The sequence below is a fragment of the Bradyrhizobium sp. genome, from assembly GCF_027307225.1.
In the GTDB taxonomy this organism is placed as follows: Bacteria; Pseudomonadota; Alphaproteobacteria; order Rhizobiales; family Xanthobacteraceae; genus Bradyrhizobium.
Map to the genome: position 1 here is coordinate 175,510 of NZ_DAHUXJ010000015.1, position 14,959 is coordinate 190,468.

General features: G+C 61.3%; 14 protein-coding genes. 5 read left to right on the forward strand and 9 right to left on the reverse strand.

Annotated elements, in window-relative coordinates:
• Window positions 1–250 precede the first annotated feature (250 nt).
• Window positions 251–622, forward strand: a complete 372-nt coding sequence (locus M6D32_RS03035; protein ID WP_298253177.1) for a response regulator — start codon at window positions 251–253, stop codon at window positions 620–622.
• Between the two features lie 97 nt (window positions 623–719).
• Here M6D32_RS03035 and M6D32_RS03040 read toward each other — a convergent pair whose 3' ends face one another.
• The 5 genes from M6D32_RS03040 to M6D32_RS03060 form a co-directional block, all read right to left on the reverse strand.
• Complete coding sequence (locus M6D32_RS03040) at window positions 720–1,031, reverse strand: hypothetical protein (protein WP_298253179.1); 312 nt, start codon at window positions 1,029–1,031, stop codon at window positions 720–722.
• Window positions 1,028–1,207 carry a hypothetical protein gene (locus tag M6D32_RS03045; protein ID WP_298253181.1) on the reverse strand — a complete coding sequence of 60 codons (180 nt, stop codon included), beginning with the start codon at window positions 1,205–1,207 and terminating at the stop codon, window positions 1,028–1,030. Before M6D32_RS03045 ends, M6D32_RS03040 begins: the two co-directional genes overlap by 4 nt.
• Window positions 1,204–1,431: a hypothetical protein gene (locus tag M6D32_RS03050; protein ID WP_298253183.1), complete on the reverse strand. Its 228-nt coding sequence runs from the start codon at window positions 1,429–1,431 to the stop codon at window positions 1,204–1,206. The genes M6D32_RS03045 and M6D32_RS03050 overlap by 4 nt, the downstream gene beginning before the upstream one ends.
• A gap of 34 nt (window positions 1,432–1,465) precedes the next feature.
• The gene (locus tag M6D32_RS03055) at window positions 1,466–1,789 is read right to left on the reverse strand and encodes a hypothetical protein (protein WP_298253185.1); all 324 of its coding nucleotides are present in this window, start codon (window positions 1,787–1,789) and stop codon (window positions 1,466–1,468) included.
• Window positions 1,790–1,879: 90 nt separating this feature from the next.
• Complete coding sequence (locus tag M6D32_RS03060; protein ID WP_298253187.1) at window positions 1,880–2,335, reverse strand: Hsp20 family protein; 456 nt, start codon at window positions 2,333–2,335, stop codon at window positions 1,880–1,882.
• Window positions 2,336–2,799: 464 nt separating this feature from the next.
• Between M6D32_RS03060 and dinB the strand changes: the two genes are divergently transcribed.
• On the forward strand, window positions 2,800–3,912 hold the full coding sequence (dinB, locus tag M6D32_RS03065) for a DNA polymerase IV (protein ID WP_298253280.1): 1,113 nt from the start codon (window positions 2,800–2,802) through the stop codon (window positions 3,910–3,912).
• A gap of 482 nt (window positions 3,913–4,394) precedes the next feature.
• Here the strand turns inward: dinB and M6D32_RS03070 are convergent, their stop codons facing one another.
• Both M6D32_RS03070 and M6D32_RS03075 read right to left on the reverse strand, forming a co-directional pair.
• On the reverse strand, window positions 4,395–5,000 hold the full coding sequence (locus M6D32_RS03070; RefSeq protein WP_298253189.1) for a cell envelope biogenesis protein TolA: 606 nt from the start codon (window positions 4,998–5,000) through the stop codon (window positions 4,395–4,397).
• Window positions 5,001–5,311: 311 nt separating this feature from the next.
• Window positions 5,312–6,259, reverse strand: a complete 948-nt coding sequence (locus tag M6D32_RS03075; protein WP_298253191.1) for a Ku protein — start codon at window positions 6,257–6,259, stop codon at window positions 5,312–5,314.
• Between the two features lie 141 nt (window positions 6,260–6,400).
• Between M6D32_RS03075 and M6D32_RS03080 the strand changes: the two genes are divergently transcribed.
• Window positions 6,401–6,808 (forward strand): hypothetical protein, encoded by a 408-nt coding sequence (locus M6D32_RS03080; protein ID WP_298253193.1) that lies wholly within the window; start codon window positions 6,401–6,403, stop codon window positions 6,806–6,808.
• Window positions 6,809–7,001: 193 nt separating this feature from the next.
• On the opposite strand, the gene M6D32_RS03085 is transcribed toward M6D32_RS03080, so the two are convergent.
• Window positions 7,002–7,463 carry a hypothetical protein gene (locus M6D32_RS03085; protein WP_298253195.1) on the reverse strand — a complete coding sequence of 154 codons (462 nt, stop codon included), beginning with the start codon at window positions 7,461–7,463 and terminating at the stop codon, window positions 7,002–7,004.
• A 222-nt stretch (window positions 7,464–7,685) separates the two neighbouring features.
• Between M6D32_RS03085 and M6D32_RS03090 the strand changes: the two genes are divergently transcribed.
• Window positions 7,686–9,689, forward strand: coding sequence for a PD-(D/E)XK nuclease family protein (locus M6D32_RS03090; protein ID WP_298253197.1), 2,004 nt, complete (start codon window positions 7,686–7,688; stop codon window positions 9,687–9,689).
• Window positions 9,686–12,976 carry a UvrD-helicase domain-containing protein gene (locus M6D32_RS03095; RefSeq protein ID WP_298253199.1) on the forward strand — a complete coding sequence of 1,097 codons (3,291 nt, stop codon included), beginning with the start codon at window positions 9,686–9,688 and terminating at the stop codon, window positions 12,974–12,976. The genes M6D32_RS03090 and M6D32_RS03095 overlap by 4 nt, the downstream gene beginning before the upstream one ends.
• Before the next feature lie 303 nt (window positions 12,977–13,279).
• Here M6D32_RS03095 and M6D32_RS03100 read toward each other — a convergent pair whose 3' ends face one another.
• Window positions 13,280–14,959 carry an AAA family ATPase gene (locus tag M6D32_RS03100; protein WP_298253201.1) on the reverse strand — a complete coding sequence of 560 codons (1,680 nt, stop codon included), beginning with the start codon at window positions 14,957–14,959 and terminating at the stop codon, window positions 13,280–13,282.

A 14,959-nucleotide genomic window follows, 5' to 3' on the forward strand; every position in this document is an offset into this window, starting at 1 on the left:
GGTTGACTTCGAGGAAACGTAGCACAACACCGTCGGTGTGGTGAGGATTTCAAGCCGGGAACCGCTCCGAGGCCGGTGATCTCGGATCAAGCGCGCCCGATCATCCGCTCGTCATGCAGCTCATCGGCCAAACGTGGCGGTTGGAGAGATAAAAAGGCGCGGGGCCTGGGTACACGGGAACGAAAGGTCACTGATGCACTTGGGGGAGTCTAGGGGACAAACCGAAGAGCGCAGGAAGAGAAGCCATGATATGGAGCAATTGAAGCCCGTCGTTCTGATCGTCGAAGACGAGTTCTTGCTCCGGATGGATTCGGCTGTGATGATGGAAGAGGCTGGGTTTGAAGTCGTGCAAGCCGCCAATGCCGACGAAGCGGTCGCAATTCTTGGGGCGCGGTCGGATATCGGGGTTGTCTTTACCGACATTCAAATGCCCGGCTCAATGGACGGTCTCAAGCTTGCTCGGTTTGTCCGGGATCGCTGGCCGCCGATCAAGATCGTCGCGACGTCGGGCCTCCTTGCCGTCGAAGACGGCGACCTGCCCGAAGGCGGCGTGTTCATCTCCAAGCCCTACAGCGCGGCAGAGATTGCCGCGACGCTCCGGAGCCTGACTGGGCTGGCGTAAACGTCCGGTCATTGCGATCGTCGCCTCTGGGCTTCTTTAGGCGTCACGTCTGAAGCGGACCGACTTATAGCGAAGGTGGCGGCCAGATCGATGGTGGTCACTGTTTGGCCCGCGGGGTGAGATCAGGCGTCCAATGAATCTCTGATGTGCTCTTACGCCAGCGAGCGGCCTGCCGAGCAAGATCAGACGGCTCCATCGCCAACTTGGGGAAGCCTGAGGCACTGGCCCACAGCAGGAGAAACAGCGCGCGCTCCGCCTTGTATCTCGCGCCGCCGCGACTGCATTCCGAGCCACCCATGACGACAAGTCCGTCGGTCGCACGAACAGACCATTTCCACCTGCCACGACCGCGCCGATTCAGCACGATGTCGAACGTGGCGAAGCGATCGTCGTCCGTCCGACAGGTCACGCTGCGAACCTATCCAGGAAGCGGCCGTGGAGCTCGTCCAACAACCGCTGCTCACGCTCGATCCGGCTTCTGTACAGTTCTCGCTCCTCCTCGTCCTTCGCGCTCGCCAGCAGCAGGCGATAGTGGCCGATAACCTTCTTGCTGCCGCGGATTAGCAGGTCTCGAATATTGCTCATGATGCCGCCCCCATGCTCGAGGAAGCCGACGATAAATCTTTCGGAAGGGGAAATGTCACCGGGAATGTCTCGGCAACCAGCGCATCGAGCGCGGCCTGCTCGTCGGCCATCCGTCGATCGATGAAATCGCGCTCAAGATCGGACAATTCCGTCCGGAGCAGCCTCCGATAACGATGGATGTTGTTGCGATGGGTACGGATACGGGCCAAGTTTTGTTCGAACATCGTCGTCCCTCGTGATGATCGTACGGTCTGCGCGTCAGGCCGCCGCGCGGCGTTCGGTCGATCGGAGCCGCATGGGCTTGCCGCCAGGCGGTTGCCGGGGGCCGCCATCAAGCGCGCAAAGCGCCTCGAGGATCTCGTCGATGGTGACGGGCGCCTCAAGTCCTTCGGGCGCCCGCAGCGACGGGCAGGACGCGATCGCGGAGGCGTCGGAAGCCCATGAAGCCAGGATGGCGCGCTTCTCGGCAAGCGTGAGGCCCGGATGAGAGACCACCTCCCTCGGGTGCTCGAACCGGGTGCCGGGATGAAGGAGATAGTCGAAATCGAAAACGTTGTCGTCAAAAGCGGTCGTCGGCCGCATGGCTGCCTCCAAATCTGAGACGAGTTTAAGGGGTGGCCGCGCAGGGGAGCCCCCGCGCGGCGTCGATCGATCCAAGGCGCCCGTGTCCGGTCAGGCGGCTCTGGATTCGATCTGGGTGACGTTGCTCGGGGCGGCGCCGTTGATCGCGATACGGCGCGGCTTCATCGCCTCGGGGATTTCCCGCTGCAAGTCGATGACGAGCAGGCCGTTCTCGAAGCGGGCGCCCTTGACCTCGACGTGGTCGGCGAGCGTGAACTGGCGCTTGAAGTTGCGCGCCGAGATGCCGCGGTGCAGGAAGGTCTTGCCCTCCTTTTCGCTCTTCCGGCCCTCGAGGGTCAGGACATTCTGCTCGACCGTCAGTTCGACTTCATCCGGCTTGAATCCGGCGAGCGCGACCGAGATCTGGAAGTTGTTCTCGTCGAGGCGTTCGATGTTGTAGGGGGGATAGCTCTCTTCGCCGACACGCTGGGCGGCTTCGGCGAGGTCGAACAAACGGTCGAATCCGATGGCCGACCGGAACAGGGGCGAAAAATCTACAGTGCGCATAGCCAGATCCTCCTTAAGAGCAAAATGGTACGAGCGGCACCGGACACTACCGGTGCCCGTCTCAAGTGGCGGGACCCTGACGGCATCCCGATCGCCTCATGGCGACGCCGAAAAAATTTGTAAATCCGGAAAAAGTTTCAAGGGGGGCGCCAAATTTTTTTGCCGAGAAACGGCTAGGGTTAACCCTTTGTGACCATTGGCCCCTGCCCCTGGGCGGGTGCAATAGCCAAGGCTTTAGTTCTTGTGGAGCGCCAATCTCGCCGTCTTACGCCGACCGCTGCGGCTTTTGCTCCGGACAGCCGCGTGCGCAGGGAGCCGGCGGAACGAAGCCCCATCGTGCTTGCGGGCTGACGCGCGCGAACCATATAGCTCTTCCGCAGCACGGTCAGCGGTTCTTGGAGGCCGAACTCTGCTGGGCTTCGAAGGAAGGACCCAAAGGAACGGATGCGCGGTATAATCTGCACATGACGTCGCATCAGGGCCAGAACACTGCCGAAGTGCGAGACCGCAAGATCATCCATATCGACATGGATGCTTTCTACGCCTCGGTCGAGCAGCGGGACAATCCGGACCTGCGTGGCAAGCCGGTCGCCGTGGGCGGCTCGAAGGAGCGCGGTGTCGTCGCCGCTGCGAGCTACGAGGCACGCAAGCTCGGGGTTCGCTCGGCGATGCCCTCGGTAACAGCCAAGCGGCAATGCCCGGACCTGATCTTCGTAAAACCTCGCTTCGAGGTCTACAAAGAGGTCTCGCGACACATCCGGTCGATCTTCGCCGAGCATACGGAAATCATCGAGCCACTTTCGCTTGATGAGGCTTATCTGGATGTCACCGAGAACATCCAAGGCATCCCGATCGCGACAGAGATCGCGACCATGATCCGAGCGAAAATCCTGAGCGAGACGGGCCTGACCGCCTCCGCCGGCATCTCCTACAACAAGGTTCTGGCAAAGCTAGCCTCCGACCAACGCAAGCCGAACGGACAGTTTGTCATCACCCCGAAGATGGGTCCGAGCTTCGTTGAGGATCTAGCTGTCGGGAAATTCCATGGAATCGGTCCGGCGACGACCGCCAAGATGAATGCCCTTGGCATCTTCACGGGCATGGATATGCGTAACCAGACGCTCGAGTTCATGGCCGCCAATTTCGGGAAGGCAGGAGCCTACTATTACTGGATCTCGCGGGGCATTGACGAGCGTCCTGTCCGCGCCAACCGGGTCCGAAAGTCTGTCGGCGCCGAAAGCACGTTTTCCCTTGATCTCGCCGACTATGATGCCCTGGCGGCGGAGCTACAGCCGCTGATCGAGAAGGTTTGGCATCACTGCGAGACGACGGGGGCACGAGGGCGGACGGCGACGCTCAAGGTGAAGTTCTCCGATTTCGAGCTGATCACCCGCAGCAGGTCGGTTACCCTCATCAACTCGGAAAGCGATCTCTCGAACTTGGCTCTCGACCTGCTGAAGCAGCTGATGCCGCCGACACAGGCCATCCGGCTGATAGGTATCTCCGTTTCAGGATTTGCCGATCCTGAACCGGAGGATCAACTTCCGCTCATGTTCGATGAAGCTGACGTTCGGTAATGACCGCGTCTTCGGGCTAGCCATGCATTCCCTGGTCCCCGGCCGTTGAAGAGAACGCTGCCATCGGCGTTTGCGCACGCGACGTACCGCACGATGGATGTTGCATCAGTCCTACATCGTTGCACCAAGCGTCCCTCCACCGCATACCGGCGAATGGGTGGCCGAAGCGAAGCGGAGGCGGAAGGTTGGCACCCGCTGTCGGGGCAGTGATAGCGACGCCGGAACGGCGGGACCCGACAGCGAGTGCAGTTGCGAGACCGGTTAACAAGGCACCCGGGCGACGGGCAGTGATAACGACGCCGCAAAGCGGCGGGCCCTTCGCCCGAGTGCCTCCGGCGAGCAACACCGAATGAGCGCGAGGAGCGAAGCCGCAAGGCCGAGACCCCCTTGGGGCTCGGTTCACGAGAGCCGGTCCGGCTTGCCGGACGCGCCCCTCAACATCGTTCACTCTACCTTCGGTTTAGAGATCGAAGGAGATGACGCTATTCGCTCCGCGCCCGCCGCAAAGCAGCCGCAAGCTTCTCCTTCTGCTTCTCCCAACGAGCCTGCTCATCCTGGACCCGCTTTTCGACAGCCGCGCGGTCGGCCTCAATGGCGGCTGCCCGCGCATCATGATCGCGTTCAGCTCCATCGAAAGTAGCCTGGGCTTTAGCGACCGCCCTGCCACGCCGCTCGCGCTTCTTGGCCTCGGCGGCGAGCTCCGCCCGGCGTTTGGCTTCGTTCCGCTTCTGCTCCCGCTCAAAATCCAGTGCAGCTTTCCGGACAGCCTTTTCACTGATTTTTGGAGGCGACCGCTTTTCAGCTTTCGGCCGACGCCTTTCGCTGCCACCTCGGGCTTCATCGCCGGTGGGCAGGTCGGAATGCTCTGCGAAGCGTCCGCTCGATCCCGCAGGCCGCCTGAGGATGACGCCCGGCTTTGACATCGTTGCGGCGACGACGTCCGGGTCGTCCGTCTCTCGGGCAACGCCCTGATGAAAGAGGTTGCTACCCGCGCCCCAAGCCTCCAGGGCCGCCTTCATGGAGGGGGCTGCGATCGCGAGATCGAAGAAGCCAAGTGACGTCTGGTAAGTCTTGAGCTTCCTTGCCATTGATCCCGCGCGACGCCGTCGATCCGCCCACGACCATCAACGCCGACGGACGACCCATACTCCCAAGATGAACGCCAGCAACAGCGATCGGATCGGCGCCTCCGAGGTCGTCTGCAGCAACTGCGCGGAGAGACCCACTATGAATGAGCGCAGTTGTGTTTCAAATTGGTGTCGGCCGTCCCATGAGAAGCACTTCCGAGACCTGCCTGATCATTCGTCCGTCCTGAGACTCCCGTCATTGCCGAGGCTTCTTTCTCATCCATAGTGGCCTCCAAGAGCGCCCCGAGCAACGGCTCAAGGAGCTCTTTGTCCTAAGCGGATCGACGTTGCGACTTTGCCGAGGATTTCTTCGCAGCTGCGGCCTTCTGCTTTTTGCCCTCGATCGGCATCAACATCTCTTTCTGACCCGCCGCCGCCTTCCGCGGCTTCTTGGATGCCTTGCCCGGAGACTCTTTTCCCGAAGACTTGGTCTTAGTTTCAGCGGCACGTCCGCCGACGCTGCGCCGCAGCGCCTCCATCAGATCGACGACGTTGTCGCCCTTCGGCCGTTCCTTCGGCGTGATCGGCTTGCCCGCGCGCTTCTGGTTGATGAGATCCACTAACGCCGTCTCGTAGTGATCCTCGAACTTCTCGGGCTCAAACCTGCCTGACTTCTGATTCACGATGTGCTTGGCCAGATCGAGCATGTCCTTGGTGACTTTGACGTCCTGAATTTCATCGAAATATTCGTCCGCGCTGCGCACTTCGTAGGGGTAGCGCAGCAGCGTGCCGACCAGCCCCTTGTCGAACGGCTCAAGCGCGATGATGTGCTCGCGATTGGTAAGCACGACGCGGCCGATCGCGACCTTGTTCATGTCACGGATTGTCTCGCGGATCACCGCGAAGGCGTCGTGGCCGACCTTGCCATCGGGACGCAGGTAGTACGGGCGGATCAGGTAGCGCGGATCAATCTCAGACTTGTCGACGAATTCATCTATATCGATGGTGCGCGTAGATTCCAGCGCGAGTTCCTCAAGCTCCTCCTTCGAGACCTCGATGAACTCATTGTTTTCAAGCGGGTAGCCCTTCACGATATCCTCGTTCAGCACTTCCTCCCCAGTGTCGGCGTCGACCTTCACGTACTTGATGCGGTGTCCGGTCTGCTTGTTGAGCTGATTGAACGAGATCTTCTCAGAATCAGAGGTGGCCGGATACAGCGCGACCGGACAGGTGACGAGCGAGAGGCGCAGAAAGCCTTTCCAATTGGCGCGCGGGGCCATGCAAGCGGTACTCCGAAAACGGGACGGTTGGATTCAAGACGAATGGACGATCGAGGTTCCGACACCGCCGACGTCTTCACAACACGAAATTTTTGTCCCAGCCGGACTCGACATTTGTTCTTGTTATGTTCTAATCGTCCCATGATGGACCGACCGGCCAGTTGGCGCATGCCTACAGTCAAACAGATGGAGAAGATGGGGACCGCTTTCGGCAGGAAGACCGCGCCCTCCCCGGCCCTGGCTCCGAATGACGACCTGCCGGCGGAATACTGGAAAGCGCTTCTCGAGGATGCTCCTTCGCATATCAGTCCATCCCGATCCTCCATCGCCGCGCTGCGGCTGGACCAAATTCCCCGGCATCTTCTGAGAGTGGAGTGCCGGCGCTGCAGCCGGACTGTCGAGATACAGAAGGTGGACGCTATCCGCCTCTACGGCCAGCGCGCCGTCTGGAAGGACGTCGGGCAGCGCCTGTTGGACGATACCTGTACGCAGCGGACGGGCCGCCATGAGGAAGACGGCTGCTGGCCGTTCTACGATGCGGCGCCCTGAAGGTCATCGGCAGAACGTACGAAATGTGAGCAGTGCATCACTGCAGCTCTAGTGTGGCGAAGCAGAAAGGCAAAAGGAGCGCAATCCACAGCAGCACTTCCAATACGGCCTGGTTATGATCCAAATGCATCTCGCCGCGATCTTCTGGGGAGAGCTCGTGAGATTGCCGCGGTCTTGCAAACGTTGCGGTCTATCATGACACGGGACTCGATAATAAGGCGGCGATCATATGGTCAATATCCGGACGTCGGTAATTGGGGGCCATCTCGCCTTTCAAATGCGGCGTGCAGCAGCTGCGCGTGCAAACGAATGCGGCCTTCAAATCCTGACTCTCTCGCAACTCGCCGCCAGGCTCGCCAGCGGGTTTACCGCGCCACTTGCGACGGAGGCACTCGACCTTGCGGTTCAGCGCGCACTCGCCGAGGGCGGCTTCCGCGAACTCGAGGCGGTGAGACACCTTCCGGGGATGAATCGAGCTGTTTCGCGGACGCTGCGAAAGGTCTGGGCAGCGGACATCGATTTCCACTCGAAAGCGCGATCGGGCCACGTTCGCCTCGCAGACCTCGCGCTGATCGAAGAACGCATCCGGCGATCGTTGCCAAGCGCGACATTGACGCCGCGAGATCTGCGCGCGGCAGCCCTCAAGCGGATTCATTACGCGAAGCGTGTGATCGGTCCGGTGACCATTGAAGGGCTTTCCTGGATCGCGCCGATTTGGCGATCTTTGGTGGAGGCGCTTTCGAAAGAGGTGCCTGTCGAATGGCATGCACCCGCGCATGCCGAAACCGAGTGGTTTGCGGGACCCGTAGTGCGGCCGGAAGAACCCCGACCCGAGCGCGAAGGCTCCGCCGTATCCTGCGCCGATCCGCATCATGAGGTGGTCGAGAGCCTGCGCTGGGCACGACAGGCGATCGTGTCCGGCGCAGCAAAACCGCACGAGATCGCGATCACCTCGGCGGGCACCAAGCCTTGGGATGATCATTTCTACGCGTTGGCCGCTGATGCTGGATTGAGATTGCATTTCGCCCACGGAATTCCCGCACTTTCGACGCGCGACGGTCAACGGTGCGGGGCGTTGGCTGACATCCTCCTGCATGGCTTGAACCAACAACGCATGCGTCGCCTGGCTTCGCTGTGTCGCGGCCAGCATGAACTTCTCGACGAGCTTCCTCAGCAGTGGATGGCTTCGATCCCGCGCGGCGCGACCTTGGCCCGCGTGGAGGATTGGCGACGCGCGATTTCCGCCATGGCGCTAAAAGACCCGTCCTTGGACGGCGCGCAAGCGGTCCTACCACTCGTCGAGGTGCTCACGAAGGGTATTTCGGCTGCAGAAGAAGCAGCCCGCCACTTTCTGCGCGGCCGCGCACTGCAGCTTTGGGAGGCGGCATTGCGGACAGCGCCGCCCGAGGCGATCGAGCTCTCCTTGCAGAATGCCCGACTTGAATCCGAAAATGACGCCGCTGATTCGATTGTCTGGTGTTCGGCGCGCGATCTTGCGGCCGCACCGCGAGCCCATGTCCGTCTGCTCGGCCTCACGAACCGGAATTGGCCTCGTCACGCGGGCAACGATTCCATTCTGCCCGATCATGTCGTCCCGTCGGACGAGTTTGACGTTGATCCCGTTGCCAAGTCCGATCGCAGACATTTTCGGGTCATCCTGGCAGCGGCCTCTCGCGATATCGTGTTGTCGCGCAGCCGTCGAAGCGCGCAAGGTAGCCGGGTCGGTCGAAGCCCCCTGCTGCTGGACCGCCCCGAACAATCGCTCTCGAGGGCGCGCATACCCGAACATGCCTGGAGCGAAGCGGACCGGCTGATGGCTCGCCCGGAGGACGCGGCCAAGATCGACCGGATGAGATCGGCTCATCTGTGTTGGCGCAATTGGCACCTTGGACAACTGACCCGCAACGACGGCCAGTTCGACGCAGATCATCCGATTATCATCAAGGCAATCGAACGCGTGCAGTCCCCGACATCCTTGCAAAGACTGCTGCGGGATCCGCTTGGCTTCGTCTGGCGCTATGGACTCGGTTGGTCGACGCCCCAGGATCGAGAGCAGCCGCTTACAATGGCGCCTGCAGAGTTCGGAAAGCTAGTCCATGAATTGCTGCGCCGCGCGGTGGACTTGCTGGAGCCTCAACCGGGCTATGCGCGCGCGTCGGATGAAGAGATCGAGGACGCTCTGAAGGAAGCGACCCAAACCGTGCGCCAAGTCTGGCCACTCGAAGGACACGTGCCTCCAAGGCTATTGTGGAACAACACAGTCGACTTCGCGGCTTCCCTGGCGTTGGTAGGGCTGTTGCGCAAGGAGATCGCGGAGACTGGAACGCGCAGTTGGACCGAGGTCCCTTTCGGTCAACCCGAGGACTTCGCCGCCGAGCGGGAACTGCCTTGGGACCCAAGAATCCCCGTTGCCGTACCGGGCACGCCCGTAAAGCTGCGCGGCACCATCGATCGCCTGGACCTGCGAATGGACCATTCAGCGGTTCGCGTCACGGATTATAAAACAAGCGAAGCTCCCAGGAACGCCAACCGCATCGTGATCAACGGCGGAGCTGAGCTTCAACGCGCGCTGTACGGCCTCGCCTGCCGCCAATTGCTGGAGGAAGACCCGCAGATCGTCGCAAGACTCCTTTATCTGCGTGGCGAGCCTCTGGTTTTAAGGCTTCAAGATCTCAGTGCTGCGATCGAGCAGATTGCAGCTTTCATCAACGTCGCTGTCGCAATGCTCCGGCGTGGCGCCGCAGTGCCGGGACGGCTGTCGTTCGACATATCGAATGAACTGCGATTGGCGCTCCCGGCATCGCCCGGCTACGAAAGGCGCAAGCTCATAGCCTACAACAAGGCAAGTGAAAATATCGCCCGATTCTGGAGCGTACCATGACGGCCATGGTCGACGACGCCGAACGTCTTCGCGCCTTGACCGACCTCGACTCATGCCTGCTGGTTGAGGCAGCGGCGGGCACAGGGAAGACGTCCCTTCTCGCGGGCCGCGTGGTGATGCTGCTCGCGGCTGGCGTGGATCCAAAATCGATCGCAGCCATTACCTTCACGGAGCTTGCGGCCGGCGAGCTTCGTCAGCGCATCGCGTGGTATCTCGACTGCATTCTCGCGAACAAGGTTCCCCACGAACTCAGGCTCAGTGTGCCGGACGGGCCGACGCCCGATCAGAGAAAAGCGCTGCGCGCCGCGTCCGACCGGCTCGATGAATTGAATTGTGGGACGATTCACGGGTTTTGCCACGATCTGCTGCGCACCTACTCCGTCGAAGCCGCCATCGATCCGGGTGCGGAGGTGCTGGACGCCGATCAGGCGGACTTCGCCTTCGATGCGATCTTTGACCGATGGTGGCGGAATCGGCTCGACAAATCGGCTTCTTCGCCGGGCGATTGCGTTGCCTCGATCGCGCGCAGAGATCCGACTGGCGCCGAAGATCTTCTGCGCAGCTTCGCCAGATTCCGGCGCCGCTATCGATTGGCACAGCCCTTGCCATCTGATCTCGATCCAAAGGCCGATTTGGAGTTCGCCGAAAACGTTCGCGAGTTCCGCCGCTGGTGCGACCACGTCGACGTCCCGCCCGAAGCAGATCCAGATATTGTGGCACTTGAGACATTGGCGTTGCATTTTCAAGGGCGGTTCGCCCCTCTCCCCGATTTCGAAGGCCTCTGGGAATTGGCTCACCCGGCTTGGCTTCTGATCATGCGCAAGGATGCGTTCGATCTGCGCGACTATAGACGGCGGTCCCTATGGCGAAAGGTGGCGGGACGGGAAGCCGGTGACCATCTGGCGGACCAGGCAGAGGAGCACTACGCGCGATGTCGCAGCGCATACGGCACGCTAATGGGGAGGATCGCCACATCGCTTATCGGGACACTCTCCGCAGAGCTCGGAGAGGTGCTCGCGGAATATGAGGCCTTCAAGAAGCGAGCGGCGGTTCTCGACTTCGACGATCTATTGTTCACGTGTCGCGACGTGCTTCGCAATTATCCAGCGGTACGAACTACTGCCGGCGCGCGGTTCTCCCGAATACTAGTGGACGAGTTTCAGGACACCGACCCCGTGCAAGCGGAGATCATGTTCCTCCTGTGCACCGCCGATGAGCATGCGCAGTCATGGCACCTCCGGTCGTTGAGACCCGGCCACCTCTTCCTCGTCGGAGATCCGAAGCAGGCGATCTATCGCTTCAGAGGCGCCGACCTCGCAACTTACCTGACGGTGCGGAGAGCCATCGAGGCGCAATTTCCGAACAATATCCTTCGCGTCACTGCCAACTTCCGGTCGCGCGGTCAAATTCTCGACCATGTCAACCGCTGCTTCGCGGAGCGCCTGTCATCGCAGGAAGCCGGCTACGTCGCCCTGCGAGGCACGCGAACCGCCGTCGACTTTCCGAGCGTCGCTAAGGTCATGGTGCAACTCCCTCCAGACACGCGGGTCGACAGCTCTCGCGACGAGGAGGCCCGCGTGGTTGCCGAGGTCTGCACACGCTTGATCGGAAACGTCGAAGTGAAGCTCAACGACGGCGAAACGAGACGCCTCAGCCCAGGCGATATTGCGCTGCTCGCTCCCGTTTCAACAGATCTCTGGCGATATGAGAGAGCACTCGAAGAAGCCGGCCTGCCCTTTGCCTCGCAGGCAGGTAAGAACCTGTTCAGGAGGCAGGAGGCACAGGACCTGGTGACGCTGATCCGCGCGCTCGCGGACCCGCGGGATACGTTGGCGCTCGGAGCCTTGTTGCGCGGTCCCCTGGTTGGGCTTACCGAACAAGAGCTGCTGGACATAACCGCACACCTTGCGACGCCGGACGAAAAGGATCGGATCACCGGCCTCTCCCTGCGAACCGATCCGGCCAGCGTTGACCACCCCGTTGCGCGCGAGGTGCTGACAATCTTGCGGGAACTTCGCCGTCGCGTTAACGGCACGACGCCCGCCCTCATCCTCGCTGAAGCGATCGAGCGATTGCGCGTTCGCGCCATCGTAGCGGCCCGCAGCGCGGATCAGGCCGCGAGATCGCTCGCGAATATCGACGGTTTGGTCGAGCGCGCCCGCAGCTATCGCGTCCGTGGATTCGTTCAATTCGCCAGGGACATAGACGACGAATGGTCGAGCAGTGCAGGATCCCCGGAGGGCATGGTCGAGGCCGACGGTCAGTCGATAGAGATCGTGACGGTTCACAGCTCGAAGGGCCTCGAGTGGCCCGTCGTCATTCCGATCAATCGCGCGTCGATGCCGCGCCGCGCCGAGACGTTCGTCTATCGACGAAGGGACGAGACCTTGCACTGGGCCCTAGGGCAGGTGGTACCTCCGAGCCTCGGAGACGCCCTGCTGGCCGAAGAAGCCGAGAAGCGAAATGAGAATCTGCGCCTTCTCTACGTTGCATGCACGCGAGCCATGGAATTGCTGATCCTACCGGATTTCACGTGGAGCAACGACGCCTCTTGGGCCAAGCTCCTGGATTTCAAGCTGGACACCGTGCCGGAACTGGATATCTCGCGCTTACCGCGGGCCGGCATCGTCTCGCCCACCGCGACCGAAAATCTCCAGAGCGCCGAGCTTTTTGCGGACGAGCAATCGCGGCTCGAGGCTTCGCCGCGAATCCGGTGGATTACGCCAAGCGACGGCGATCCAGATGTGATCACCGAATTGATTCCGTCAGAAATAAGCGATGACGAGCCTCTTCGTCCCCTGCCTGTTGCGGAGGGCGGGCGCATTCGCGGCATCCTCTTGCACAAGCTGATGGAAGAACTGATAACCGGCGAACTAGACGAGAATACGGACACGGTCATGGGGAGGGCCACGCTACTGTGCGATCAACTGCGCTCGCCCTTATCGTCCGAGCAGGGCCCCGATCCGACGGAGCTTGCGACTACCGCGCTACGCACTCTCCAGCTTCCCGATATCAAGCCGTATCGTACTCGGCTCGTGGCAGAATTACCCCTCTATGGCATTGCTGCGGCGAGCTCGGATCAGTTGGTCGCGGGGCGGGCAGATGCGGCGGCGAGTGGCGAAGACGGCGAAAAAGTCGTATTCGATTGGAAAAGTGACATCGCACCCAAACAGACAGACCGGGCAGCCTATAGACAGCAGCTTGGCCAATATCTGCACGTGGCCGGAGCGAAACGGGGCGCCATCGTCTACATGACATCCGGTCGGGTTGACTGGATTTCCCAGTAACTGTGTCCGCATCCTCGATCACCGCCTATGTCTTCGCGGACTTTGCCATCCGGAGCCTCTCGTCGCGCCTCATCAGCATGGCATCGACTTTAACGAATGGGAGAGACCGAAGGGCGAGAACGCCCTCGACCTGATGGAGGCATCAGCGTCGATCGGTCGACAGCGCGTCAATGCGCAAGGCCGGCCCGCGGAGACGATCCAAGAGTGTTCTACTGTAAGGAATTAGACTAGAGGCAAAAATGCTGCTTTGCCTCCAATTCCTTGCAAGGGGCATCGTCGCCACACCGGCCAATGTTGAGCTCGTCACGCGCATGACGCGGCCGATCCAGTGGGATCAACTGGCGACGGCCCGTCGGCTTGAGCACGAAGATCGACAACCTCGACATCGCTTCTTCCGTCTCCCGCGAGCGCGGCTCCCGCGTGATCGGCGAAGAGGCGATGATACTTGTCGACGAGACCTTTCTGCCCTCTCCAGCCGCCGTCACGCTGCTTGTCCTCGAGCGGCCGGTCGATGAGCGCGTACTTCTTCGGGACGTCGTCGGGGGCTATCGCCAGCTGACGAAGTCGATCTTCTCGCTCGATATGCATCGCATCGACGATGACGGATCGACCGTTTCCGAGAATCTTGGCGCTTCGCATGCGCACTTCGTGGAAGATTTCGGACTGCGAGCCGCGCACCTCGCCGTCCAGACTCCTCTCGGTCCTGATTTCGTCTGAAGAAACGACATCCACGCCTTGCGCTGCCGACCAAGTCGATTTCCCCGCTCCCGAAGGGCCTACCGTGAGCGTCATGCTCTGTCCGCAGCGGGGCCAGTTCCAGCCCGGAATCTCGAAGTCGACGTCCCCGATCGTCACCTCGTAGTAATCGGAAAACCGCGAAACGACCTCCGGTTCGATCGCCTGGAAATGCGCCACCTTGTTGCGGATCCAGCCGGCTTGGCCCAGCAGGTTTGTCTCGTTAGGAGTGAGCATATCCTTCGTGAACTCCTTCAGGTCGTGAAATTCGAGCTTCCAGAAATCGTCGATCGTCTTCACGTAATCGTGGATCTTGCGAACGTAGGGCTTTGCGGGAGAGACCTTCCTGGCGAGCACGTGTTGGTACCTCGCGATCAGCGACCTCAAGACGCGATAGGTGAACGGCAGGAGGATACTTGCCTGCGCGCTCCAGACCCTTCGCCGAATATGGTCGACATATCCGTATTTGAGTGCGGCCACGGCGTGCGCAGCCGGCTCGTCGTCCCAATAGTCGACTAGGCCGTTCTCCCAGCACGGAAACGGATACCGCCTTTTCGCCACGAGCCGATCGAGCAACGGTAAGGGCGCAATCTGGTCCGCGGCGTCCCAGCCGACCATCTCCTCAAGCAGTTCGCGCGACCAGGCCGCCACTTCGATCGCCGCAGCGTGCCCGACGCGCGAGGTCAGTCCCTGCGCGGGACGGGCGCCGATCGCCGCCGCATAGCTCGTGCTGTCGTACCGGTCGCACATGCCTTGGGTCGAAACCAGGGTTGCGGGACCGCAAAGAGCCGATCGGTCGTCCCGGTTGAGGCTCGTCGGGAGCAGCACAAGCAGAACCGGTCCGACGACGGCCTCCTCCGCAGGTTCGGCCATGAGCTGGCGCAGGAATAGACTCCACCGGCGCAGTTGCGTGCGGTCCAAACCATCGACGACCAGCACCCGGTCGATGAGGCTCGGATGGACCGCAAAGTCCGTGACCGTGCCGATCTCGACCGCCGAAACGTCGAGGAAGCCCGCCAGCAGGTGGGCGATGGGTTGCGATTGATCCTCGGTGCTCAGATCGATCGACACGCTGTCGAGCGAAAGTTCTGTACGGAGCCTTCGTTCGATCGCAGCGGTCATTCCCGAAACCCTCGGAAACGGCGTGGAGATGCAAACGACTCTCTCCTTCCGCGAGACCGCGAGCGCGATCTTGCCGAGAACGCTCGACGGCCCAGCTTGCGACCACCACAGAGCTTCGCGTTCCAT